Raw genomic sequence first — 22,132 nt, forward strand, 5'->3', positions numbered from 1 at the left:
CCCACCACCGGACGGGAGGATCGTGGCGGGCCCGCCACGATCCTCCCGTCCGTCGCCACGCACCCGCGTGAGCCGGGCCTGTGGCGTCTCGCATCGACGGCGGCGGCCCGCACGGACCAGGCTGGGTCCGTGACCGACGACCGCTTCGCCCGCTCCTTCGGATCCGCCGTCGACGCCTACGAGCGCGGCCGCCCGGGGTACCCGGACGCCGTCGCGGCGGCGCTGGTGCCGGACGGGACGGCGCTCGTGGTCGACGTCGGCGCGGGGACCGGGAAGTTCACGCGGTCCCTGCTCGGCCGCGCGGCCGAGGTCGTGGCGGTCGAACCGGACCCGGCCATGCGCGCCCGACTGGCCGACCTGCTGCCGACCGTCCGCGCGCTCGACGGCACGGGCGAGGCGGTCCCGCTGCGGGACGGCGCCGCGGACGTCGTGACGTTCGCGCAGTCCTGGCACTGGGTCGACCGAGCGGCGGGCGCTGCCGAGGCCTGGCGGGTGCTGCGACCGGGCGGGACGCTCGGGCTCGTCTGGAACGTGCGCGACGAGACGCGTCCGTGGGCCGCCCGTGTCGGCGCGATCGTCGCGCAGCCGGAGGCGCGCACGGGGCAGCAGGTGCAGCCGCTCGTCGGGCCGCCCTTCGACGCGGGCGTGCACGAGACGGTGCGGTGGACGCACGAGCAGGACCGTGGGGCGTTCCTCGACGCGATCGCCTCGCGCAGCTACGTCATCGTCCTGCCGGAGGACGAGCGGCGGGCGGTGCTCGACGCCGTCCGCCGGGTGGTCGACGAGGACCCGGAGACGGCGGGGCGTCCGACGATCCCCGTCGACTACGTCGCGCACGTGCACCGGTACGTCCGGTCCTGAGGACCCTGCTCCGTGGTCGTCGCAGGTCGCCGTCGTCGACTCAGGGCGCCGTCGTCGTCTCAGGGCGCCGGGGTCAGGCGGTAGAGCACCTGGGGGCGACCGCGGCGGCCGTACCGGTGCGCGAGGTCGATCGCGCCCGTCGCGACGAGGTGGTCGAGGTAGCGCCGAGCGGTGGCGCGCGACGTCCCCGTCGTCGCCGCGACCTCGTCCGCCGAGCGGCCCACCACCGGGTCGAGTGCCGCGATGATCCGTTCGAGCGTGGTGGCGCTGACGCCCTTCGGCAGGCCGTCCTTCGCGGCGTGCGTCGCGCCGTGGGCCGGCCCGACCACGCGGACCGAACCGGTCGTGAGCAGTCGGTCGACGTCGCCCTGCCCCATCGGGACGTCGCGCTGCGCGGTGTCGCGGGACCGTCGCTCGGCGGCGTACGCGTGCAGTCGGTCCTGCAGCGCCTGGCGGTCGAAGGGCTTGAGCAGGTACCCGACGGGGTGCGCCGCGAGTGCCTGCCGGACGGTGACCTGGTCGCGGGACGAACTGACGACGAGCACGTCGGTCCGGTCGACGCCGGCGACGTGCATGCGGTGCAGCACCTCGATCCCGCTGATGTCGGGCAGCCGCATGTCCAGGAGCACGAGGTCGACCCCGCGGTCCAAGGAGGCCAGGGCGGCACCGCCGGAGGCGACCGCGCCGACGACCGTGAAGCCCTCGGTCGCGGCGACCCACCGGGTGTGCAGCGCGCGGGCACCGGCGTCGTCGTCGACCACGAGCACGCGCAGCGGCGGGGCTCCGGACGCGGTCACGACCCCGCCGCCATCTCGACGTCGAGACGGGCCCCGCCGAGCGCCGCCGAACGGCCGACGACCACCGATCCGTCCCGGTCGGTGGCCGTGCGGCGGACGACCGCCAGCCCGATGCCGCGGCCGAGGCCGGTCTCGTCGGACTTCGACGACCACCCGCGGGACAGCACACGGTGGGCGTCGGCCGGGTCGATGCCCGGTCCGTCGTCCTCGACCGTGACCGTGACGCGGCCGTCCCGTGCGCCGACGGTGGCGACGACCGTGCCCGCACCGGCCTCGGCGGCGTTCCGGCAGAGGTTGGTCAGGACGAGCAGCACGGCGTCGTCGAGCACGACGTCCTCGGCGACCCGCAGGTCGAGCGTGGCGCCGGCCACGGCGAGCTCGGAGCGCACCGCGGCGACGGAGGCCGTCGCGACCGCACCACGGCGCGGCGAACCGGCGCCGCCGCCGCTCGTCAGCCCGGGTGCCACGGCGTCGATGTAGGCCATCGCGTCCTCGTCGTCCCCCTGCTCGACGAGCCCGCGGACCACGTGCAGTCGCGTGCCGAACTCGTGGGCCTGCTCGCGCAGCGCCTCGGTCGTCCACCGCACCTGCCGGCTCTCCGCGTCGACCGCGTCCGCCCGGCGCAGCCGACGGGCGATGACGAGCGACAGCAGCACGCTCGCCAGGGTCGCCGCGACCAGGGCGCCGGTGCTCCACGGCAGCAGGGTGCCGAGAGCGCGTTCCCGGTCGGCCGCGATGGTCGACTCGAGCACGCCGACCGCCACGGCGCCGACGACCTCGCCGTCCGCGGCGACGACCGGCACCTTCGCGCGCAGGGTCTCGCCGGACGGGCCGGTCTCGGTGCCGACGAACTCCGCACCCCGGAGCACGGGCGCGATGGTCGTCTCGACGGGCTGGCCACGTTCCGCGGGGTCCGGGTGGGTGATGCGCACGCCCTCGTCGTCGGTGACCACGACGTACGAGACGCCGGACGCGCCCTCGACGAGCGTCGCGATCGGCTGGAGCGCCGCGGTCGCCGGGGCGAGGTCCTCGGCGTCAGCGAGCGCGCCGGGAGCGCCCTGGTCGACGACCGACGCCACCGCGTCCCGCACCTCGGGCAGGTCGGCCAGGCTCGAGGCGACGCCCGAGACCTGCTCGACGACGGACGTGCGGATGCTGCGCTCCTGCACCACCGCGGCGACCCCGGTCGTGACGCCCGTCGCCGCGAGCACGATCACGCTCGGCAGCGCGAGCACCGCGGTGCGCCGCAGGCGTCCGGAACGAGCGGCGCGCCGCAGCCGCCCGGAACGTGCCCTGGTCACCGTGGCGTCCCCCTTCGGCCGCGACGCCGTGAGCGTCAATGAGCACAACTCCGCCGCCGGGTGCTCGTCCGGTCGGCGGCTGCTATCGTACTTCTCGACCTGCGGCACGACGACGTGCGCAGGAGGGAGCCATCCATGACAGAGCAGTCAGTGTCCAGGGAGTCGGGGCCCGGGCAGTCGGTACCGTCGACGCCGGCCGGGCCTCGTGCACCTCGTCCCGTCGCCCGCGTGGTCGGGGCCGCCGTCGCGGCGGTGTCCATCGCGGTCGCCGCGTTCGGGTCGGTGACGTCGGCGGCGGCCGGCGGCGACCCCACCCGGTCCGTCACGCTCGTCGCCCCTGCGGCGGCCGGCGGCGGCTGGGACGGCGTCGCACGGTCGATGCAGCAGGCGCAGCGCGCGAACGGCATCGTGAACTCGGTCCAGGTCGTGAACATGCCGGGCGCCGGTGGCACCATCGCACTCGGCAACGTGGCGCGGCTGTCGGGGCAGACGGACACGCTGCTCATCGGCGGCACCGGACTCCTCGCCGCCGAGATCCAGTTCGGCTCCGCGGTCACCCACGACGACGTCACGCCGCTCGCGGTCACCGTCGAGGAGTACGACGTCATCGTCGTCCCCGCCGACTCGCCGTACGAGACGCTCGACGACCTCGTCGCCGCGTGGCGCGAGCGGCCCGGCTCGGTGCCGTGGACGGGCGGCGGCTCGTTCGACCAGCTGGTCGTCACCGACCTCGCCGTGTCGGCCGGGATCGATCCGAAGCAGACGAACTACATCCCGTCGGACGGCGGCGGCGAGGCCATCCAGGCGCTGCTGAACGGCACGGCCGCCGCGGCCTCCGGAGGCTACCCGGACAACATCGACCAGATCGAGTCCGGCCGCCTGCGGGCACTCGCGCTCGTCGCCGCGGAACCGGTCGACGGCATCGACATCCCCACGGCCGTCGAGCAGGGACACGACGTGACGCTGACGAACTGGCGCGAGGTCGCGGCACCCGGCGGGCTCGACGACGAGCAACGGGCGCAGCTCACCGACATCGTGCTGGACACGCTCGACACCCCCGAGTGGGCCGATGCCGTCGAGCGCTACCACTGGACCGAGCGGATCATCACCGGCGACGAGCTCGACGCGTTCATCGACGCCGAACGCGAGCGCATCACCGCACTGTACGAGGAGCTGGGCCGATGACCCGTCCGAGCAACCCCACGTCGTCCTCCGCGGTCGTCGGGCAGCGGCTCACGCTGCGGGCCGACCCCGGCCGTGTCGCCGCGGTCGCCAAGGAGCTGACCACCCCGGCGCTCTTCACCGCCTTCGCGGTCTACCTCGTCGTCGGCATCGTCACGATGGAGGTCCCCGCGGGCACCGCGTTCCCCGGGCCGGCGGTCTTCCCCGGGCTCGTCGCCGCCGCACTCCTGCTGCTCGCCGCCCTGCTCGTCGTCCGGTCCGTCCGGGCCGCACGCGGGCGACGGGCCGGAGGGGAGCCGACCGTCGCCACCGACGTCGACTCCGACCCAGCGGGTCCCTCGGTCGAGGAACGCTCCGTCCGCGTCGACTGGCGTTCCCTGGCCTGGGTCGTGCTGTCCTTCGCCGGGTTCGCGCTGCTGCTCGGCGTGCTCGGGTGGATCGTCGGCGCCGGGCTGCTGTTCCTCGGTGTCGCGAAGGGGCTCGGCGCCCCCGGGTGGCTGCGGCCGCTCGTCGTCGGACTGACGGTGAGCGCGATCAGCTACATCGCCTTCGACATGCTGCTCGACCTGTCGCTGCCCTCGGGCATCGTCGGATGGGAGTTCTGACGTGGACGTGCTCGGTCTGCTCGGGGACGGCTTCGCCGGTGCCCTGACCCCCGCCAACCTGCTCTGGGTCGTCGTCGGGTGCCTGCTCGGCACCGCCGTCGGCGTGCTCCCCGGCCTCGGTTCCTCGATGGCGGTCGCGCTGCTGCTGCCGGTGACGTTCTCCCTCGACCCGACGGCGGCGTTCATCATGTTCGCCGGCGTCTACTTCGGCGGCCTGTTCGGCGACTCCACCATGGGCATCCTGATGAACACGCCGGGCCAGGCCTCGGCGATCGCGTCGACGTTCGAGGGCCACAAGATGGCGCTCAACGGACGCGCTGCCCAGGCGCTGGCGACGGCGGCGATCGGCGCGTTCGTCGGCGGGATGATCGCGTCCGTGCTGGTGGTCTTCCTCGCACCGGCGCTGGCGTCCTTCTCGTCGAGCTTCGGACCCGCCGAGTTCTTCGCCCTCGCGCTGTTCGCGTTCGTCACGACGTCGTCGGTCGTCACCGACGACGCGCTGAAGGGCCTCGGGTCGCTGTGCCTCGGCCTCGGCATCGCCGTGATCGGCGTCGACGGCATCTCCGGCGCACCGCGCTTCACGATGGGCGTCCCGGAGCTGTTCGACGGCATCTCGCTCGTCACGGTGACGGTCGCGGTGCTCGCACTCGGCGAGGTCATCTACGTCGCGTGCCTCGCCCGGCACCTGAAGGACGGTCGGATGGTGCAGGCCACCGGGCGTCCGTGGCTGTCGAAGCGGGAGCTGCGCGAGGCGGCACCCGCCTGGCTCCGCGGCACCGCGATCGGGTTGCCCTTCGGCGTCGTGCCCGCGGGTGGGTCCGAGATCCCGACCTTCCTGGCGTTCGGGCTCGAGAAGCGACTCGACGCCCGCCGGAAGGACCCGCAGTTCGGCCGCGGGGCGATCCGCGGTCTGGCCGCGCCGGAGGCAGCGGGCAACTCGACGACCGGCATGGCGATGGGCGCGCTGCTGTCGCTCGGCCTGCCGGTGTCGGCCACGGCGGCGATCATGCTCGCCGCCTTCCGCCAGTACGGCCTGCAGCCGGGACCGCTGCTGTTCGACCGCTCCCCCGACCTGGTCTGGGCGCTGCTCGCGTCGTTCTTCATCGCGATGGTGGTGCTGCTCGTCATCAACCTGCCGTTCGCGATGCTGTGGGCGAAGCTGCTGCGCATCCCGCGGGCGTACCTGTACGCGGGCATCGCGGTCTTCTGCGGGCTCGGCATCTACGCGACGAGCGGCTCGGTGTTCGACCTGCTCATGCTGCTCGGCATCGGGCTCGTCGGCTTCCTGATGCGGGCGCTCAACATCCCCCTCGCGCCGCTCATCATCGGCATGGTGCTCGGTCCGCTCGCCGAGACGAGCCTGCGGGACGCGGCGCTGAGCGCGGACGGGGACTTCTCGGTGCTGGTGGCCGGGCCGATCCCGATCGTGCTGTACGCCGTGCTGGCGGTCGTGGTCGCGGCCACCGTCACCAGCCGCATCCGGGCGCGACGCGCTGCGCGGCGCGAGCTGGTCGACGCGTAGTCAGGTCGTCGGTCGTCCGGTCCGGGGCCCGTCCCCGCGACCGGACCTCCGGGCCACCAGACGGCCGGAGGTCCGCGCTACGCTCGTCGGATGCGCGCGACCGTGCGGGACGTGGCGGCGATGGCCGGGGTGTCGCCGAAGACCGTCTCCAACGTCATCAACGGCGGCGTCGCGGTGCGCCCGGCGACCCGGGAGCGCGTCGAGCGTGCCCTCGCCGAGCTCGACTACGTCCCGAACCTGTCCGCCCGGGGGCTGCGCAACGGACGGTCCGGGGCGATCGCGCTGACGCTGCCCGAGCTCGGGAACGCCTACTCCGCCGAGCTCGCCCAGTGGTTCGTCGAGCTGGCGCGCGAGCGCGGCTGGACGGTGCAGCTCGACCAGACCGGCAACGACCCGGACCGCGAGCGCGAACTGGTCTCGCGGGCCCGCGCGCACCTGGTGGACGGGCTCGTGCTCAACCCGGTGTCGCTCAGCGCGAGCGTGCTCGCCGAGACCGAGGGGCTGCCGCCGACCGTGGTGATCGGCGAGGTCGAGCCGGAGCACGTCGACCAGGTGCACGTCGACAGTCGTCTCGCCGCGCTCGAGGTCACGACCCACCTGCTCGACCGCGGGCACCGTCGGATCGCCGTCGTCGGGGCAGCGCGCCCGACGGACGCCACCGCCACGAGCGAGCTCCGTGACCAGGGCCACGCGGACGCGCTCGGCAGCGCCGGCCTCGTGGTCGACCCCGCGCTGCGCGTGCCGCTGCCGGCGTGGACGACGAGTGCGGCGGCGACGGCGTTCGCCGCGTGGCTGGACACGAACCCGCTGCCGGACGCGGTGTTCGCCTACACGGACTCCATCGCCTTCGGCGTGCTGCACGTGCTCGCGGCGCGGGGCGTCCGGGTCCCGGAGCAGGTGAGCGTCGTCGGGTTCGACGACGTCGACGCGGCGGCCTACGCGATCCCCGCGCTGACCACCGTGTCGTTCGACCGTCGGGCCTTCGCGACCGCTGCGCTCGATCTCCTCACCCGGCGGATCGCGGACCCTTCGGCAGCACCGGAGACGGTCGTGGTGCCGCACCGGATCGTCGAGCGCGCGAGCGTCCGGGCGCGCTGACCGGGCGCGCTGGACGAGTGGTGCGACGGCCGGGGGTACCGTCCGCGCCATGAGCGCCGACGACCCCGCGATGCCCGTCCTGACCGCGACCGTGCTGCAGTCCCCGGAGCCGGTCGCCCTCGCCCGCTTCTACGGCGCGCTGACCGGGTGGACCGTGCACGAGGACGGACCGACGTGGCTCCGGGTCCGCCCGGCCGACGGCGGTCCCGGTCTGTCGGTGCAGTACGACGACGCCTACGTCCCGCCGGTGTGGCCGCCCGAGTCCGGACGCCAGGGCATGCAGCTGCACCTCGACTTCCAGGTGGAGGACCTGCCCGCGGCGACCGCCCGCGCCCTCGAGCTCGGGGCGACCGAGCACGCGTTCCAGCCCCAGGACGACGTCCGGGTGCTCCTCGACCCGGACGGCCACCCGTTCTGCCTGTTCCTGCCGGGCGCCTGACCCGCCGAGCCGGACCGGGCCGACGCGCCGGGCGCGCCACGTGCCTCCTGGCCGGATCGCGCCGCGACGGCGAACCGCAGCGAGTCTCGGCTCCGCGGACGAGACTCGGCCCGCCGATGCACGGATCTGTCCGTCAGGCCGAGTCTCGGGCCTGCCCCGGACCCGGCCCCGGCCCCGCGGCGGCGGCCAGCACCGCCTCGCGCGTCTGCCGCGCGGCCAGGATCCGGAAGTGCCCGCCCACCGGGACGCGCACGTTCGTCGCACCCGCGAGCTCGCTCCCGGCCGGGATGAGCGTGTCGAAGACCCCCCAGACCGACGTGATCCGCGCGTTCACCGCGAGGTCCCGCCCGAGCGCCGCGAGCACCGGGTCCGCGGCACGGAACACCCGCAGGTGCCGCACCGGCGCGAGCCGCGCGTAGGCCGACCCGGCGAACGGCGTCGACACGGCGACCATCCGGTCGATGCGGTCCCCCTCGGGCAGGGTCATCGCGTACTTCCCGATCAGCCCGCCCTTGCTGTGCGCCACGACGAGGACGTCGCGCAGGCCCTCCGCCTCGAGGTACGCGAGCACCTCGCGCGCGGACTCCGGCACCGGCCGGATGTTGTGCCGCAGCACGGGCAGCACGTGGACGGGGTGCCCGGCGTCGTGCAGCGCGTCCATCAGGGGACGCATGAAGTGCCAGGTCTCGTAGACGCCCGGCACGACGACGACCGGCTGGCCCTCGCCGGTCCGGTAGTCCTCGGCGGTCGTCGGGCCGGCACTCCGCAGCTGCCACCGCGCCGCGTACCACCAGTCGAGGACGGCCCACCACGCGCGCCGCAGCACCGGCACGCGGTCCACCGGCAGACGGCCTGGAGGCACGGCTCGCGTCGGTCCCGCCGCCGCGGCCGAGCGGGCGGTCGGGTCCGTCACCGTGCGTCCTCCAGGGTCTGCACGCGGCGGAACTCCTCGACGAGTCGTCCGAACGCCTCCGGGTGCCGCTCCTGCACGTGGTGCCCGCCGGGCAGCTCGACGAGCGCCCCGCGCGGGGCCGCCTGCGCGAGGGACTCCGACCACTCCCGCCGCGCGATCGGGTCGCGGTCGCCGCGCACGACGAGCACGGGTTGGGTGAGCCGGGGCAGCACGTCCTCGAGCCGGTGCCGGAGCATCGGGCCGAGTTCGCGGACGTACTGCCGGATGCTCCGCAGGTAGTCGGTCGTGACGACGGCGTTCATGCGCGGGGTCTCGACGACGGTGTCCCGCGTCAGGTCGAGCGCCTGCCGGAGCAGGGTGCGCCGGGACCGGTCGCACACGGGGCCGACCAGGACGACGGCCCGGACGACGTCGGGGTGGCGGAGCGCGGCCTCCGCGACGACCTGCGTCCCCATCGACTGCCCGATCGCGACGACGGTCTCCGCGCCGCCGTCCCGGACCGCCGCGACCACGAGGTCCGCGAGCTCCTCGACCTGCAGCCGGCGTCCGGCCGGCGGGAGGCCGCCGAACCCCGGCAGGTCGACGGCGACCGTGCGGTGGGTCCGAGCGAGGACCCGCTGCGTGTGGGCGAAGGACCGGTGCGACATCCCGATGCCGTGGACCAGGACGACGGTCGGGGCCAGGGAGTCGTGCAGACGGCCGGCCGGCGCCAGGGTCCGGAGGCGCACGCGGAGGTCCCCGACCTGGAACGACCCGACCCGTGCGCGCACGACCCGAACCTACCCGCGGGTTCGCAGCGCCGGGTCAGGGTCGTCATCGGTTCCTCTTGGCCGAGCAGAGTGCACTGGCGCGCATGAGCGACCACTCCCCGAACACCGCACCGAGCCACGCGCCCGTCCCGCCGCACGGCTGGGGCGCGGCGCCCGCCGCCGGTCCGACCACCACGCTCGACGGGCCGCCCGCCGCAACCGGCCAGCCCTCATGGGCCGCGGCCCCGATCGGTCCCGCTGCCTGGACCGGACAGCCGTCGGGGACCGCGGGGCGCACGCGTCCGAAGCCGCCGTGGTTCTGGCCCGTGGTGGCCGTGGCGGTCGGGCTCGGAGCCCTGCTCGCGGGCGGTGGCGTCGGCTACGCCGTCGGCCATGCCATCGGCGCGTCGCACTCGAGCTCCGTGACCGTCCCGGGTGGCGGGCGCGGCGGGTTCCCCGGGCAGGACGGGCAGAGCGGGCAGGGCGGGCAGAGCGGTCAGGGCGGACAGCTGCCCGGTGGCGTGCAGGGCGGCGGGAGCGGCACGGGGAGTTGACCCTCGACGCAGGACGCCCAGGCCCCTAGGCTCCGGGGCATGCGCAAGGTCACCTCGGGGCTCTTCACGTCGGTCGACGGTGTCGTGCAGGACCCGTACACGTTCCAGTACGACTCCTTCGACGCGGAGCTCGGCACGGCGATGACGGCGTGGATGGACCGCACCGACACGGTCCTGCTCGGCAAGCAGAGCTACCTCGAGTGGTCCGAGTGGTGGCCGTCGCACGCCGACGACCCGTTCGGCCGCTGGATCAACCCGATCGAGAAGCACGTCGCCTCGACCACGCTCGACCCGGACCTGACGTGGGAGAACGCGCACCTGATCCAGGGTGACGTCGACGCGTTCGTGCGCGAGCTCAAGGCCGGCGACGGCGGCGACGTCGCGGTGACGGGGAGCGTCACGCTCGTGCGGCACCTGCTGTTCGCGGGGCTGCTCGACGAACTGCAGCTCATGACGCACCCGGCGATCGCGGGCGCCGGCCGGAAGCTGTTCGAGCCGACCGATCCGCCCACGCGGCTGCGCCTGGTGCAGAGCGTCGTGACGAGCAAGGGCAACGTGCTGAGCACGTACGCGCCGTTCGAGGCCTGACGCAGGCCGCGCCTGACGCAGGCCGCGCCTGACGCAGGCCGCAGGGCCGCAAGGCCGGCGGGACCGCTCCATCGGCACGGTGACGGGCGGGTGGACGGACACGGCTCCCGATCGGCGTACCCTTCTGGGTGGCCGTCGACCGCACCACCCTGGAGATCAGCATGTCCGAGGACACCCGCCCGCACGTCGTCATCGTCGGCGGAGGCTTCGCCGGCATCGCGGCGATGCGTGAACTCGCGGACGCACCGGTCCGGGTGACCCTGGTCGACCGCCACGTCTACAACATGTTCCAGCCGCTCATGTACCAGGTGGCGACGGGCGGCCTCAACGCCGGCGACGTGACGTACTTCCTGCGGAGCCTGCGCGCGAAGCAGTCGAACGCCGACTTCCGCCACGGGCTGCTCACCGGCATCGACGCCGAGCACCGCGTCGCCGAGATGTCCGACGGCGAGCACCTGCACTACGACTGGCTCATCCTGGCGAACGGCGTCAACACGAGCTACTTCGGCACCCCCGGCGCGTACGAGTACGCGTACTCGATGTACTCCCGCTCGCAGGCGCTGCGGATCCGCGACGAGCTGTTCACCCGGCTCGAGGAGGCCGCGGCGAACCAGGGCCCCGACGAGATCCGCGTGGTCATCGTCGGCGGCGGTGCGACGGGCGTCGAGATGGCCGGTGCCCTCGCGGAGCTCCGCGACCAGGCCCTCGAGGGCGCGTACCCCGAGCTCGACGAGGGCGCGATCACGATCACGCTCGTGCACCGCAGCGGCGAACTCCTCAAGCCGTTCGCCCCGCGCCTGCGCCGGTACGCGGCCAAGGTCCTGCGGAAGCGCGGCGTCGTGCTGCGGCTGAACACCGGGGTCGCCGAGGTCAAGCCCGACGGCGTCGTCACGGCCGACGGCGAGTTCATCCCCGCGTCCCAGGTGATCTGGGCGACCGGGGTCGCGGCCCACAAGGAGGTATCGGGCTGGGGTCTGCCGCAGACCCACGGCGGGCGGATCCAGGTGAACGACGACCTCAGCGTGAAGGGCGTCGAGCGGATCTTCTCCGCCGGCGACATCGCCGCCCAGGACGACGCCCTCGCCCAGCTCGCCCAGCCGGCGCTGCAGGGTGGCCGGCACGTCGCCCGGCAGGTCGTCCGCCTGCTCGAGGGCAAGCAGACCGAGCACTTCAAGTACTTCGACAAGGGCACCATGGCGACGATCGGCACGAACGCCGCGGTCGCCCAGCTCCGCGGTGGCATCACGATGGTCGGCCCCGTCGCGTGGGCCGCCTGGGTGGCCGTGCACATCGCATCGCTGCTCGGCAACGGCAACCGGCTGTCGACCCTGTCGCACTTCTTCGTCCGCTACCTGTGGTTCATGCGGAAGCGGTCCATCCCGATCGTCGGCGACGTCCGTCCGGTGCGCCCGAACGGGGACCGCGAGCCCGAGCCCTGGCAGATGCAGAAGGCCGAGTAGCCTCGACCCGTCGCGGGCGCCCGCCCGAGTCTCGGGCGCGCGGGTACGAGACTCGTCGCTGGGCCCGAGACTCGGCGCCCGCACCCGGGCGCCGGGCCCGCGAGCGGGTCAGCGCGCGACGTGCGCGTACGCCCCGGCGGCGATGTCCTCGAGCAGGGTCGGCCCGGTCGGGGTCCAGCCGAAGCGCTCCCGCGTGGCATCGGCCGTCGCGGACATCTCGAGCGCGAAGAACCGCCCGATGAACCCGAAGTGCTCCTCGGCGTCCGCGGGGTCGATGCTCGTCACCGGCAACCCGAGGGCGTCGCCGATCGCCTGCGCGATGTCCCGGGTCGGGACACCCGTCTCGGCGACAGCGTGCAACCGCGTGCCCGCCGGGGCGTCCTCGAGCCCGAGGCGCACGAGCCGCGCGGCGTCGTCCACGTGCACGGCGGCCCACCGGTTCGTGCCCTCCCCCAGGTAGCCGGACACCCCGGTCCGGACGGCTGCGGCGACGATCGCGGCGATGAACCCGTGATAGCCGACGCCGTGCGTGGTCGGGCTGAAGCGCGCACTGACGGACCGGACACCATCCGCCGTGAAGTCGAACGCGCGGTTCTCGCTGCCGCCGCGCATGCTGTCCGGGCCGACGAACGGCGAGGGGTCCTGCTCGGTGGCCGGTCAGCCCGAGGCCAGGCCGGCCACTCCCGAGGCGACCACGAGCGGACGGTCGGAACCGGCCAGGGCGCTCCCGAGCGTCTCGACCGCGGCACGCTCGCTCGCGTTCGTGGCCGCCGGGTTGCCCCAGTCGTGCTTGTTCGCGAGGTGCAGGACGCCATCGGCGCCCTCGGCCCCCCGGCGCAGGGCGTCGAGGTCGTCCAGGTCGCCGCGCAGGACGGCGGCACCGCGGGACTCGAGTGCGGCGGCGGACGCATCGGACCGGGCGAGCCCGGTGACGGTGTGCCCGGTGGCGAGGAGCTCGTCGACGGTGTGGGAGCCGATCCAGCCGGAGGCCCCGGTGACGAACACGTGCATGAGTGCTTCCCTTCGCAGGGTCCGTGGCGCGATGTCACGGACTGACATCACCGTAGCACTCGATGTCAGCCGCTGTCATCAGTAGACTGCGTCCATGGCTCGTTGGCAACCCGGCACCCGCGAACGCCTGCAGTCGACCGCCCTCCGGCTCTTCGCGGAGCAGGGCTTCGACGAGACGACCGTCGCGCAGATCGCCGCGGCCGCCGACGTCACCGAGCGCACCTTCTTCCGGCACTTCGCGGACAAGCCCGAGGTCCTGTTCGCCGGCCAGACCGACTTCACGGCGATGTTCACCACCCCGGTCGAGCAGGCCCCGGACGGCACACCCGCGTTCGACCTGGTCCGGCGGGCGCTCGACTCGGCCGCCGACTTCTTCCCCGAGCACCGCCGCTCGTGGTCCCGGTCACGCCAGGCCGTGATCGACGCCGTCCCCGCCCTCGAGGAGCGCGAACTCGGCAAGCTCGCGAACCTGAAGGTCCGTCTGGGCGACACCCTGCGGGCGCACGGGATCGACGAGCCCCTCGCCACGATCGCCGCCGAGACGGCGGTCACCGTGTTCCACCTGGCGTTCACGCAGTGGATCGCCGAACCCGAGGAACGCGACTTCCGCACCCTGGTCGAGGAACGGCTCGCAGCGCTGACCGCGCTCGTGCACCCCGGTCACTGAGGGTCCTCTTACCTGCGTGGAGCACGCTGGTCGTCACCCGGAAGACCGATCCTCGCAGGGAGGACCCGTGACGACGAACACGCTCGCCCCCGAGCACTCCAGCACGACCCGCCGCGCCACCGCGGCCGGTCGAGCGACCGGTGCTGCCCGGACGACGCCGCCACCGCCCCTGACGAACCGGGCTCCGGCACTCGACGGCCTCCGGACGATCGCGATCCTCGCGGTGATCCTCTACCACCTGCACGTCCCGCAGTTCGAGGGCGGCTTCATCGGCGTCACCGTGTTCTTCGCCCTGTCCGGGTTCCTCATCACGACGCTGCTGCTCGGCGAGCACCGGAAGACCGGCCGCATCCGCCTCGGCTCGTTCTGGTGGAAGCGCCTGCTCCGGCTGTACCCGGCGCTCCTCGCCCTCGTGGCGGTCGGACTGCTGCTGTGGAACTGGGTCGGCGACTACAAGGGCGCGTCGTTCGGCCCGGGTGAGGCCGCGTTCATCGCCCTCACCTACACGGGCAACCTGTTCCGCTCGTTCTGGGACACCACGCAGGGCGTCTTCGCGCACACGTGGAGCCTGTCCATGGAGGAGCAGTTCTACCTGGTGTGGCCGCCCGTGCTCGTGCTGCTCTTCGTGGTGCGCGCTCGACGTCGGTGGCTGATGGCCGGCCTCGGTGCGGTCATCGTGGGCTGCTCGATCGCCGCCGGGCTCGTCTACCAGACCCCCAACGGCGGGTCGACGCCGGACGTGTACTTCTCCCCCGTGCTCGGCGTCGTGCCGCTCGCGACGGGCTGCCTGCTCGCCCTGCTCCTCGACGACGTGCGCGTCCGCACGTGGGCGGCCGGGGTCGCCGGGCACGTCGCGAGCTGGGCGGGCCTGGCGCTCCTCGTCGGCATCCTGCTCTGGATCGGCGACGACTGGACGCAGCACGCGTGGACCTTCGGCGTCGTCCTGCCCCTGACCGGGGTCGTGTCGTCGGTGCTCATCGCCGGGCTCGTCTCGGTCCGGTCACCGCTCTCCGCCGCGCTCGCCTGGACGCCGGTGTCGTGGTTCGGCCGCCGCGTCTCGTACTCGGCGTACCTCTGGCACCCGCTCGTGATCGCCCTGCTCGACCCCTTCGCGATCGGGCCGTGGGGCACGGTGTGGCTCATCGCGGTCGCGCTGCTCGTGGCCGTCGGCGCTGCCTACGCGGTCGAGGTCCCGGTCGAGAAGGCCCGCAAGCGCGTCCGCGAAGCACGGTCCCTCGTCGCCGCCGACCGGGCCGAGCGCGCGAGCGTCACGAACTGACCGCCGCGCGGCTGGCAACCACCGGACCGCCCGTCCGTAGGCTCGGCGCGTGACCTCCGACCCGACCGACGTCCTCGTGGTGGGCGGCGGCCCGGTCGGCCTCCTCGCCGCCGTGCTGCTCGCCGCCGAGGGCGTCGACGTGCGCGTCTGGGAACGCCGGAGCACGGCGCCGACGGGCTCGCGGGCGATCGGCATCCACCCGCCCTCGCTCGCGGTGTTCGACCGGGTCGGGCTCGCCGGTCCCGTCCTGGCCGAGGCGGTCCCCGTCCGCCGCGGGGTCGCGACGAGCCGCGGCCGCACCCTCGGGACGCTGTCGTTCGAGCACGTCTCGGACCCGTTCCCGTTCGTCGCCGCGCTCGACCAGCACCGCACCGAGACACTCCTGCGTGAGCGGCTCGCGGCCCTCGCACCGCACGCCCTCCGCACCGGCACCACGGTCACCGCGCTCCACCCGGGGCGCGGGCACGTCGCCGTCTCCGGCTCCGGCCCGGACGGCGCACCGGTGCCGGTCCGCGCGCGGTTCGTCGTCGGCGCGGACGGCGCCAGGAGCACCGTGCGCGACCTGCTCGGCATCCGCACCACCGGCCGGACCTACCCCGAGCACTACGTCATGGGCGACTTCGCGGACACCGGCGACGCCCCGGTGGACACCGCGGTCGTCGACGTCGGCCCCGGCGGCGTCCTCGAGTCCTTCCCGCTGCCCGGCGGTCGCCGTCGCGCCGTCGCGCTCGTCACCGGCCCGGCCACGCGACCGTCGGGCACCGACGGGACGGAGGCGGGGCGTGCCTCCCGGCTGGCCGCGCTCGTCCGCGAGCGCACCGGCACGTCCCCCGACCCGGCGACCTGCTCGATGGTGAGTGCGTTCCGGACCCGGCGTCGCACCGCCGACCGGGTGGGCGTCGGGCGCGTCGTCCTGGTCGGCGACGCCGCGCACGAGATCAGCCCGATCGGCGGGCAGGGCATGAACCTCGGGTGGCTGGACGTCGCGGCGCTCGCGCCGCTCCTGGCCGACGCGGTCCGCTCCGGTGACGCGGGTCCGTGGCCCGCGTACGCGGCGACCCGGCAGGCGGCCGCGGCGCGCGCCGCGCGGCAGGCGGAGGCGAACACGGCACTCGGTCGCCCGGCTCGCGGTGCGCTGCTGGTCGGACGGGAGGCACTGCTCCGGTCCGTCCTGGCACTCCCGTCCGCCAGGTGGCTCGCCTCGACGTACGCGATGGAGTGGGCCTGATCGGACCGCGTCCGCCAGGTGGCTCGGCTCTGCCCTCCGGACGGTACGCGACGGGGTGGGCCTGACCGGATCGCGTCCGTCAAGTGGCTCGACTCTGCCCACGGACGGTACGTCGATGGGGTGGGCCTGACCGGATCGCGTCCGCCAGGTGGCTCGACTCTGCCCACGGACGGTACGTCGATGGGGTGGGCCTGACCGGATCGGCTCAGGCGACGAGTCGGGCACCGGCGACGCCGAGCTCGACCACGAGGACGAGGGACGACGCGATCACGAGCCGGAACAGGGCGCGGGTCGGTCGCCCCACCAGGACGAACCGGATCCCGACCACCGCGAGCACCACCACCACGAGTGCCCCGACGACCGCGAGGACCGCCGCCCCGCCGCGAGCCGGGTCGGCTCCGGCCAGCTGCCCGCCGAGCACGAGCCCCGCGGCGACGACGAGCGACCCGAACGCGAGGACGCCGGCTCCGCGCAGGCCGAGGCGGTGCGGGAAGCCCCGAACACCCGTGGCCGCGTCGTCGAGCAGGTCGGGGAGGACGTTCGTGCAGTGGATCGCGATGCCGAACACCGCGCCGGTCGCGACCGCCCACCAGGCAGGCCAGGCGCCGCCGCCGGCGGCGACCGCGACGACCGGCAGCAGTCCGAAGGCAACCAGGAACGGTGCGACGGACCAGGCCGTGCGCTTGAGCCCCGCGTCGTAGGCCCACCCCGCGGCGACGAGCACGAGGTGCGCGACGGCCGCGACCGGACCGAGGAACACGCTCGCGAGCACCGCGACCGCGGCCGTGACGAACGCGGCGGTCCGGACGGTCGAGGCTGCGACGAGGCCCCGTGCAACGGGCTTGTCGGAGCGGCCGACGGCCCGGTCGCGGTCCGCGTCGATCCAGTCGTTCGCCAGGCCGATCGACAGCTGCCCCGCCACCACGGCGAGCGCGACGAGCAGCACGGTGCCGAGCGGGTGCCCGACCGCGACGGCGATCACCGTGGCGAGGACCGTGACGGTGACGGTCGGCCCGGGGTGCGAGGACGCGAACAGCAGCCGCAGGGTCGACGGTCGGCTGGCCCGGGGTCGGTGCGGTGCGTCCACACGGGCGAGCGTACGGACGGACGGCTGCACGCGGTCGGGCCCGGATGACGGACGGCCCCTGCGCCGCCGGGTGTCGACGGTGCAGGGGCCGCTGGGGCCGCCGGGTCAGGCCGCGGGGATGAGGCCGTTCGGGTTGAGGACGTACTTCGTCGCCGCGCCCTTGTCGAACTCCTCGTAGCCACGCGGGGCCTCGTCGAGGCCGATCGGCTTCGCGTTCACGTTCTTCGCGATGCTCGTGCGGTCGTGCAGGATCGCCATCATCAGCTGCCGGTTGTACTTCATGACCGGGCACTGCCCCGTCGTGAAGGACAGCGACTTCGCCCAGCCGGTGCCGAGGCTGAGGGACAGGGCACCCTTCTTGGCGGCCTCGTCGACGCCGCCCGGGTCACCCGTGACGTAGAGCCCGGGGATGCCCAGGGCGCCACCGGCTGCCGTGATGTCCATGAGCGAGTTGAGGACCGTCGCCGGTGCCTCTTCCCCGGATCCGGCGCCGTGGCCCTTGGCCTCGAAGCCGACGGCGTCGATGCCGCAGTCGACGAGCGGTTCGCCGAGGATCTGGTCGATCTGCTCGGCGGGGTCGCCCTTCGTCAGGTCGACGGTCTCGCAGCCGAAGCTGCGCGCCTGGGCCAGGCGGTCGGCGTTCATGTCGCCGACGATCACCACGCTGGCGCCGAGCAGCATCGCCCCGGTCGCAGCCGCGAGGCCGACCGGCCCCGCACCGGCGACGTACACGGTCGAACCGACCTCGACGCCGGCGGTGACCGCGCCGTGGAAGCCGGTCGGGAAGATGTCGGAGAGCATCGCGAGGTCGAGGATCTTCTCGAGCGCCTGGTCGCGGTCCGGGAACTTCAGCAGGTTCCAGTCGGCGTACGGCACGAGGACGTACTCGGCCTGTCCACCGACCCAGCCGCCCATGTCGACGTAGCCGTACGCGCTCCCCGGGCGGTCCGGGTTGACGTTGAGGCAGATGCCGGTCTTCCGCTCCTTGCAGTTCCGACAGCGACCGCACGCGATGTTGAACGGGACGGAGACGATGTCGCCGACCTTGATGAACTCGACGTCCGAGCCCACCTCGACGACCTCGCCGGTGATCTCGTGACCGAGGACGAGGTCGCTCGGCGCGGTGGTGCGGCCGCGGACCATGTGCTGGTCGCTGCCGCAGATGTTCGTCGCCACCGTACGGAGGATCGCCCCGTGGTTGACCTTGCGCCCGACGTTCGCCGGGTTCACACCGGGTCCGTCCTTGAGCTCGAACGTCGGGTAGTCGGTCTCGATGACCTCGACCTTGCCCGGCCCCTTGTACGCGACTGCGTGGTTGCTCGCCATGTGATCCTCCTCGATCGTCGGCGTCGGGACACCCGCGGTCGCGGGCGTCCTGTGTGGGAGCCGTCGGCGGGCGGGGTGGTGCCCGCCGACGGGTCAGAACGTGCGGATCGGGATCTCGGCGGGGGCGGCGAGGAGCTCCTTGACCTCGTCGTCGAGCTTCACGAGCGTGATCGAGGCGCCGGCCATGTCGAGCGAGGTGCAGTACTCGCCGACGTAGCTCCGCACGGGGGTGATGCCCTGCGCGACGAGCTTCTCGTGCGCGATCCCGTAGAGCAGGTAGAGCTCGCTGATCGGGGTGCCGCCGAGTCCGTTCACCATGAGCGCGACCTCGTCGCCGTCGGAGAAGGGCAGGTCGGACACGATCGGGTCGAGCAGGATGTCGACGATCTCGTCCGCCGGGACGATCTTCTGCCGTGCGCGTCCGGGTTCACCGTGGATGCCGACGCCGACCTCGATCTCGTCGTCGCCGAGTTCGAACAGCGGCGAGCCCTTGGCGGGCGGGGTGCACGCCGTGAGGGCGACGCCCATGGTCCGGGTCACCGAGTTGACCTTCTTCCCGACCCGGACGACCTCGTCGAGGTCGGCGCCGGCCTCGGCCGCGGCGCCGACCGCCTTGATCACGAAGAAGTTCCCGGCGACGCCACGACGGCCGATCGTGTACGTGGAGTCCTTCACGGCGACGTCGTCGTCGATGAACAGGGTCGCGACCGTGATGCCCTCGGCCTCGGCGAACTCCTCCGCCATCTCGAAGGCCATCTTGTCGCCCGTGTAGTTGTTGACCAGCAGGAGCACGCCCTTGGGGCTGTTCACCCGGCGGGCGGCCTCGATGACGTAGTCGGTCGGCGGCGCGGCGAACACGTCCCCGGGGCAGGCCGCGTCGAGCATGCCCTTGCCGACGACCATGACGTGCGCGGGCTCGTGCCCGGAGCCGGACCCCTGGACGATCGAGACCTTGTCGTCGCGCGGGGCGTCGGCGCGGACGATCAGGTTCGCCTTCGGGTCGTAGGTCAGGGTGTCGGGGTTGGCGAGGGCCAGACCCTTCAGCATGTCCGGGACGAACTGCTTCGGGTCGTTGACGAACTTCTTCACTGCGGTTGCCTCACTTCATCGTGGTGGTCGGGTACTGCGAAGGGTCGTGCTGGTGGGGGCGGATCGGATCTGGTCGGCTCGCGTCACCACTCGTCGGCGATACGCTCCGCGAGCACCGCGACGGCGACCGCGCCGGGGTCGGGCGAGCCGATGCTGCGCTCCCCCGTGTACGACGCACGCCCACGGCGGGCCTCGAGCGCCGAGGTCTCGTCCGCTGCCTGGCGTGCGACCTCGGCGGCGTGTCGGGCGATCGCGGCGCCGTCCCGGCCGTCCGCCGCGTCGGACTCGATCGCGTCGGTCATCGGGACGATCGCGTCGAGGAGCGTCTTGTCGCCGAGGTCGGCGCCACCGCGCTTCTTGATCCCCTCGACCGCGGCGCGGAGCATCGCCACGACGTCCTCTGCGGTCAGGTCGTCCTTGCCCTTGACGACCCCGGCCGCCCGCAGGAACGCGGTGCCCCAGATCGGACCCGACGTCCCGCCGATGCGGCTGCTCATCGTCATCGCGACCTGCTGCAGGAAGGTCCCCGGGTCCGACCGGTCGTAGTCGTCGAACCCGGCGAGCACGTTCTCGAACCCGCGGGCGAGGGAGTAGCCGAAGTCGCCGTCGCCGGCCACCGCGTCGAGGTCGCAGAAGTACCGCTCGTTCTCGACGCAGGTGTTCGCGATGAGCCGCACGGTGGACTCGAGGTGGGTGGTGGCTTCGGTGGTCATCGTCGTCCTCCGGTCGGGAGCTGGGTGAGGGTGTCGAGGGTCACCCGTCCGGGCACCTCGACGTGGTGGGGGTCCGCGAGCACGTGTGCCGGCTCGTCGGGCAGGTCGCCGAGCCGGTCGACCACGAGCGCCGCGCCGGTGAAGTCCTCGTCGGCCGTGTAGCTGCTGACGGTGACGACCGTGGTGAGTCCGGCGCCGAGCGCTGCCCGGAGCCCGTTCGCGCTGTCCTCGACGACGACCGCATCTGCCGCGGTGACGCCGAGCTCCCGGAGCGCCAGCTCGTACACGTCGGGCGCGGGCTTCTTGCGCGGGACGACGTCGCCCGCGAAGACCGCGAACCAGTCGGCGGCGTCCTCGCCCACGGCGTGCTCGAGCACCGCGCGGACCGACGCCTCGGCCGAGGTCGAGGCCACCGCGAGCAGCCAGCCCGCGTCGTGTGCCTCGTGCACGATCCTGGCGATGCCGGGCCGCCCGGGCATCACCCCCTCGCGGACCATCGCGGTGTACCGCCGGGTCTTCTCGGCGTGCCACTCGGCCACCAGGGCCCGCTGTTCCTCGGGATCGGTCGGTAGGCCGGCGCGCTCGACGAACTCCGGCGTCAACAGGGACGCCAGCCGCTCCTTCCCGCCGCCGATCCTGAGCACCTCGGCGTAGTCGTCCTGGCTCCACCGGACCGGCAGGTCGAAGTGCTCGAACGTCTGGTTGAACGCCGGCAGGTGCCCGTCGCGCTCGGTGTCGGCGAGCACGCCGTCGCAGTCGAAGACGAGCGCGCGGGTCACGACCGACCGGCCTTGCCGTCCGCGCCGAACCACGTGACGTGCTCGGCGATGACGTCGGTGACGGCGGACTCGATCGCGGTGACGAGCTTCGGCGGGTCCCAGCTGTCCGTCGCCCGTGCCTGTTCGAGGTGCTCGAGCGAGGCGCGCATGTACGCGTGCTTCACCGCGGTCGAGATGTTGATCTTCGACACCCCGGCGTCGATGAACGACCGGAAGTCGTCGCGGCTCAGCCCCGTGCCGCCGTGGAGCACGATCGGCCGGTCGGTCAGGGCGGCGAGCTCGGCGGCGCGCTCGGGCAGCAGCACCGGGTCCGCCTTGTACAGTCCGTGGCTCGTGCCCAGCTGCGGCGCGAGCAGGTCGCTGTCGGTCCGCTCGGCGACCTCCGCCAGTTGCTCGACCGAGTACGCGTGCCGGGACTCGTCGCTGCCCACGCCGTCCTCGACCCCGAGGATGTTCTCGATCTCCGACTCGACGTCCACCCCGGCGGCGTGCGCCGCGGCGGTGACCTCGGCGGTTTCGCGGACCGCGTCGTCGAACCCGCGGTCGGACGCGTCGAAGAGCACGCTGGACCACCCCGCGGCGATGACGTCGTCGAGCACCGCCCGGTCCGGACAGTGGTCGAGGTGCAGCGCGACCGGCACCGGGACGTCCCGGGTGAGCGCGCGGAACAGGTCGGTGGTGAAGGCGGTCCCGGAGGCCTTCACGGTCTTCACGGAGATCTGCACGACGAGCGGCGCCCCGGTCCGGACCGCCGCGGCGATCACCGCCCGCATGCTCAGCTCGTCGAACACGTTCACGGCCGGTACGGCGTACCCGCCGTCCCGTGCGGTCCTGGTCAACGTCCTGGTGGACACGTCCATGCCTGGGTCCCCTCTTGCGTCGCT

General features: G+C 73.6%; 24 protein-coding genes. 12 read left to right on the forward strand and 12 right to left on the reverse strand.

Annotated elements, in window-relative coordinates; translation table 11 throughout:
• Window positions 1-129 precede the first annotated feature (129 nt).
• Window positions 130-861 carry a class I SAM-dependent methyltransferase gene (locus FB462_RS14605; RefSeq protein WP_141862633.1) on the forward strand — a complete coding sequence of 244 codons (732 nt, stop codon included), beginning with the start codon at window positions 130-132 and terminating at the stop codon, window positions 859-861.
• A gap of 59 nt (window positions 862-920) precedes the next feature.
• Here FB462_RS14605 and FB462_RS14610 read toward each other — a convergent pair whose 3' ends face one another.
• Both FB462_RS14610 and FB462_RS14615 read right to left on the reverse strand, forming a co-directional pair.
• The gene (locus tag FB462_RS14610) at window positions 921-1,658 is read right to left on the reverse strand and encodes a response regulator (RefSeq protein WP_141862635.1); all 738 of its coding nucleotides are present in this window, start codon (window positions 1,656-1,658) and stop codon (window positions 921-923) included.
• Window positions 1,655-2,959, reverse strand: coding sequence for a sensor histidine kinase (locus tag FB462_RS14615; protein ID WP_229666947.1), 1,305 nt, complete (start codon window positions 2,957-2,959; stop codon window positions 1,655-1,657). Before FB462_RS14615 ends, FB462_RS14610 begins: the two co-directional genes overlap by 4 nt.
• A gap of 135 nt (window positions 2,960-3,094) precedes the next feature.
• On the opposite strand from FB462_RS14615, the gene FB462_RS14620 reads away from it, so the two are divergent.
• The 5 genes from FB462_RS14620 (at window position 3,095) to FB462_RS14640 (ending at window position 7,805) form a co-directional block, all read left to right on the forward strand.
• Window positions 3,095-4,144 carry a tripartite tricarboxylate transporter substrate binding protein gene (locus FB462_RS14620; RefSeq protein WP_114850547.1) on the forward strand — a complete coding sequence of 350 codons (1,050 nt, stop codon included), beginning with the start codon at window positions 3,095-3,097 and terminating at the stop codon, window positions 4,142-4,144.
• Entirely contained in the window at window positions 4,141-4,746 is a 606-nt protein-coding gene (locus FB462_RS14625; RefSeq protein ID WP_114850548.1) for a tripartite tricarboxylate transporter TctB family protein, read from the forward strand. Before FB462_RS14620 ends, FB462_RS14625 begins: the two co-directional genes overlap by 4 nt.
• A 1-nt stretch (window position 4,747) precedes the next feature.
• Window positions 4,748-6,268, forward strand: coding sequence for a tripartite tricarboxylate transporter permease (locus tag FB462_RS14630; RefSeq protein ID WP_114850549.1), 1,521 nt, complete (start codon window positions 4,748-4,750; stop codon window positions 6,266-6,268).
• A gap of 90 nt (window positions 6,269-6,358) precedes the next feature.
• A complete protein-coding gene (locus FB462_RS14635; protein ID WP_141862637.1) occupies window positions 6,359-7,366 on the forward strand; it encodes a LacI family DNA-binding transcriptional regulator in 1,008 nt (335 codons plus the stop codon).
• Window positions 7,367-7,415: 49 nt separating this feature from the next.
• Complete coding sequence (locus tag FB462_RS14640) at window positions 7,416-7,805, forward strand: VOC family protein (protein ID WP_167510131.1); 390 nt, start codon at window positions 7,416-7,418, stop codon at window positions 7,803-7,805.
• A 133-nt stretch (window positions 7,806-7,938) separates the two neighbouring features.
• Here the strand turns inward: FB462_RS14640 and FB462_RS14645 are convergent, their stop codons facing one another.
• Complete coding sequence (locus FB462_RS14645) at window positions 7,939-8,718, reverse strand: esterase/lipase family protein (RefSeq protein ID WP_229666945.1); 780 nt, start codon at window positions 8,716-8,718, stop codon at window positions 7,939-7,941.
• Window positions 8,715-9,488: an alpha/beta fold hydrolase gene (locus FB462_RS14650; protein ID WP_141862639.1), complete on the reverse strand. Its 774-nt coding sequence runs from the start codon at window positions 9,486-9,488 to the stop codon at window positions 8,715-8,717. The genes FB462_RS14645 and FB462_RS14650 overlap by 4 nt, the downstream gene beginning before the upstream one ends.
• An 83-nt stretch (window positions 9,489-9,571) precedes the next feature.
• On the opposite strand from FB462_RS14650, the gene FB462_RS14655 reads away from it, so the two are divergent.
• The 3 genes from FB462_RS14655 (at window position 9,572) to FB462_RS14665 (ending at window position 12,069) form a co-directional block, all read left to right on the forward strand.
• A complete protein-coding gene (locus tag FB462_RS14655; RefSeq protein ID WP_141862641.1) occupies window positions 9,572-10,021 on the forward strand; it encodes a hypothetical protein in 450 nt (149 codons plus the stop codon).
• A 39-nt stretch (window positions 10,022-10,060) separates the two neighbouring features.
• Complete coding sequence (locus FB462_RS14660; RefSeq protein ID WP_141862643.1) at window positions 10,061-10,609, forward strand: dihydrofolate reductase family protein; 549 nt, start codon at window positions 10,061-10,063, stop codon at window positions 10,607-10,609.
• Window positions 10,610-10,737: 128 nt separating this feature from the next.
• Window positions 10,738-12,069 (forward strand): NAD(P)/FAD-dependent oxidoreductase, encoded by a 1,332-nt coding sequence (locus FB462_RS14665; protein WP_229666944.1) that lies wholly within the window; start codon window positions 10,738-10,740, stop codon window positions 12,067-12,069.
• Window positions 12,070-12,177: 108 nt separating this feature from the next.
• On the opposite strand, the gene FB462_RS17710 is transcribed toward FB462_RS14665, so the two are convergent.
• Both FB462_RS17710 and FB462_RS17715 read right to left on the reverse strand, forming a co-directional pair.
• A complete protein-coding gene (locus FB462_RS17710; RefSeq protein WP_229666943.1) occupies window positions 12,178-12,681 on the reverse strand; it encodes a Rossmann-fold NAD(P)-binding domain-containing protein in 504 nt (167 codons plus the stop codon).
• 45 nt (window positions 12,682-12,726) lie between these two features.
• The gene (locus FB462_RS17715; RefSeq protein ID WP_229666942.1) at window positions 12,727-13,080 is read right to left on the reverse strand and encodes an NAD-dependent epimerase/dehydratase family protein; all 354 of its coding nucleotides are present in this window, start codon (window positions 13,078-13,080) and stop codon (window positions 12,727-12,729) included.
• A 94-nt stretch (window positions 13,081-13,174) separates the two neighbouring features.
• Here FB462_RS17715 and FB462_RS14675 point away from each other — a divergent pair, with 94 nt between their 5' ends.
• The 3 genes from FB462_RS14675 to FB462_RS14685 all read left to right on the forward strand — a co-directional run bounded on the left by FB462_RS14675 (window position 13,175) and on the right by FB462_RS14685 (window position 16,254).
• On the forward strand, window positions 13,175-13,747 hold the full coding sequence (locus FB462_RS14675; RefSeq protein WP_141862645.1) for a TetR family transcriptional regulator: 573 nt from the start codon (window positions 13,175-13,177) through the stop codon (window positions 13,745-13,747).
• 67 nt (window positions 13,748-13,814) lie between these two features.
• A complete protein-coding gene (locus FB462_RS14680) occupies window positions 13,815-15,026 on the forward strand; it encodes an acyltransferase family protein (protein WP_167510132.1) in 1,212 nt (403 codons plus the stop codon).
• A 49-nt stretch (window positions 15,027-15,075) separates the two neighbouring features.
• Complete coding sequence (locus tag FB462_RS14685; RefSeq protein WP_141862650.1) at window positions 15,076-16,254, forward strand: FAD-dependent oxidoreductase; 1,179 nt, start codon at window positions 15,076-15,078, stop codon at window positions 16,252-16,254.
• Window positions 16,255-16,459: 205 nt separating this feature from the next.
• On the opposite strand, the gene FB462_RS14690 is transcribed toward FB462_RS14685, so the two are convergent.
• From FB462_RS14690 to FB462_RS14715, 6 genes are all read right to left on the reverse strand, one after another.
• Window positions 16,460-17,341 (reverse strand): UbiA family prenyltransferase, encoded by an 882-nt coding sequence (locus FB462_RS14690; protein ID WP_188868878.1) that lies wholly within the window; start codon window positions 17,339-17,341, stop codon window positions 16,460-16,462.
• Window positions 17,342-17,446: 105 nt separating this feature from the next.
• On the reverse strand, window positions 17,447-18,667 hold the full coding sequence (gene fdhA, locus FB462_RS14695; RefSeq protein WP_141862652.1) for a formaldehyde dehydrogenase, glutathione-independent: 1,221 nt from the start codon (window positions 18,665-18,667) through the stop codon (window positions 17,447-17,449).
• 93 nt (window positions 18,668-18,760) lie between these two features.
• Entirely contained in the window at window positions 18,761-19,756 is a 996-nt protein-coding gene (dhaK, locus tag FB462_RS14700) for a dihydroxyacetone kinase subunit DhaK (RefSeq protein ID WP_114850557.1), read from the reverse strand.
• Between the two features lie 83 nt (window positions 19,757-19,839).
• A complete protein-coding gene (gene dhaL / locus FB462_RS14705; RefSeq protein WP_141862654.1) occupies window positions 19,840-20,469 on the reverse strand; it encodes a dihydroxyacetone kinase subunit DhaL in 630 nt (209 codons plus the stop codon).
• On the reverse strand, window positions 20,466-21,248 hold the full coding sequence (locus tag FB462_RS14710) for an HAD-IA family hydrolase (RefSeq protein WP_141862656.1): 783 nt from the start codon (window positions 21,246-21,248) through the stop codon (window positions 20,466-20,468). The genes dhaL and FB462_RS14710 overlap by 4 nt, the downstream gene beginning before the upstream one ends.
• A complete protein-coding gene (locus FB462_RS14715) occupies window positions 21,245-22,108 on the reverse strand; it encodes a class II fructose-bisphosphate aldolase (RefSeq protein ID WP_058743184.1) in 864 nt (287 codons plus the stop codon). The genes FB462_RS14710 and FB462_RS14715 overlap by 4 nt, the downstream gene beginning before the upstream one ends.
• Between the last annotated feature and the right edge of the window lie 24 nt (window positions 22,109-22,132).

The sequence above is a fragment of the Curtobacterium citreum genome (assembly GCF_006715175.1).
Lineage (GTDB): Bacteria > Actinomycetota > Actinomycetes > Actinomycetales > Microbacteriaceae > Curtobacterium > Curtobacterium citreum.

Excerpts from the sequence above, each read along its gene's own strand:
- dhaL (WP_141862654.1), bottom strand. The coding sequence starts at position 20,469 with ATGACCACCGAAGCCACCACCCACCTCGAGTCCACCGTGCGGCTCATC.
- FB462_RS17710 (WP_229666943.1), bottom strand. The coding sequence starts at position 12,681 with ATGCGCGGCGGCAGCGAGAACCGCGCGTTCGACTTCACGGCGGATGGT.
- FB462_RS14660 (WP_141862643.1), top strand. The coding sequence starts at position 10,061 with ATGCGCAAGGTCACCTCGGGGCTCTTCACGTCGGTCGACGGTGTCGTG.
- FB462_RS14675 (WP_141862645.1), top strand. The coding sequence starts at position 13,175 with ATGGCTCGTTGGCAACCCGGCACCCGCGAACGCCTGCAGTCGACCGCC.
- FB462_RS14640 (WP_167510131.1), top strand. The coding sequence starts at position 7,416 with ATGAGCGCCGACGACCCCGCGATGCCCGTCCTGACCGCGACCGTGCTG.
- FB462_RS14715 (WP_058743184.1), bottom strand. The coding sequence starts at position 22,108 with ATGGACGTGTCCACCAGGACGTTGACCAGGACCGCACGGGACGGCGGG.
- FB462_RS14620 (WP_114850547.1), top strand. The coding sequence starts at position 3,095 with ATGACAGAGCAGTCAGTGTCCAGGGAGTCGGGGCCCGGGCAGTCGGTA.
- FB462_RS14625 (WP_114850548.1), top strand. The coding sequence starts at position 4,141 with ATGACCCGTCCGAGCAACCCCACGTCGTCCTCCGCGGTCGTCGGGCAG.
- FB462_RS17715 (WP_229666942.1), bottom strand. The coding sequence starts at position 13,080 with ATGCACGTGTTCGTCACCGGGGCCTCCGGCTGGATCGGCTCCCACACC.
- fdhA (WP_141862652.1), bottom strand. The coding sequence starts at position 18,667 with ATGGCGAGCAACCACGCAGTCGCGTACAAGGGGCCGGGCAAGGTCGAG.
- FB462_RS14635 (WP_141862637.1), top strand. The coding sequence starts at position 6,359 with ATGCGCGCGACCGTGCGGGACGTGGCGGCGATGGCCGGGGTGTCGCCG.
- FB462_RS14655 (WP_141862641.1), top strand. The coding sequence starts at position 9,572 with ATGAGCGACCACTCCCCGAACACCGCACCGAGCCACGCGCCCGTCCCG.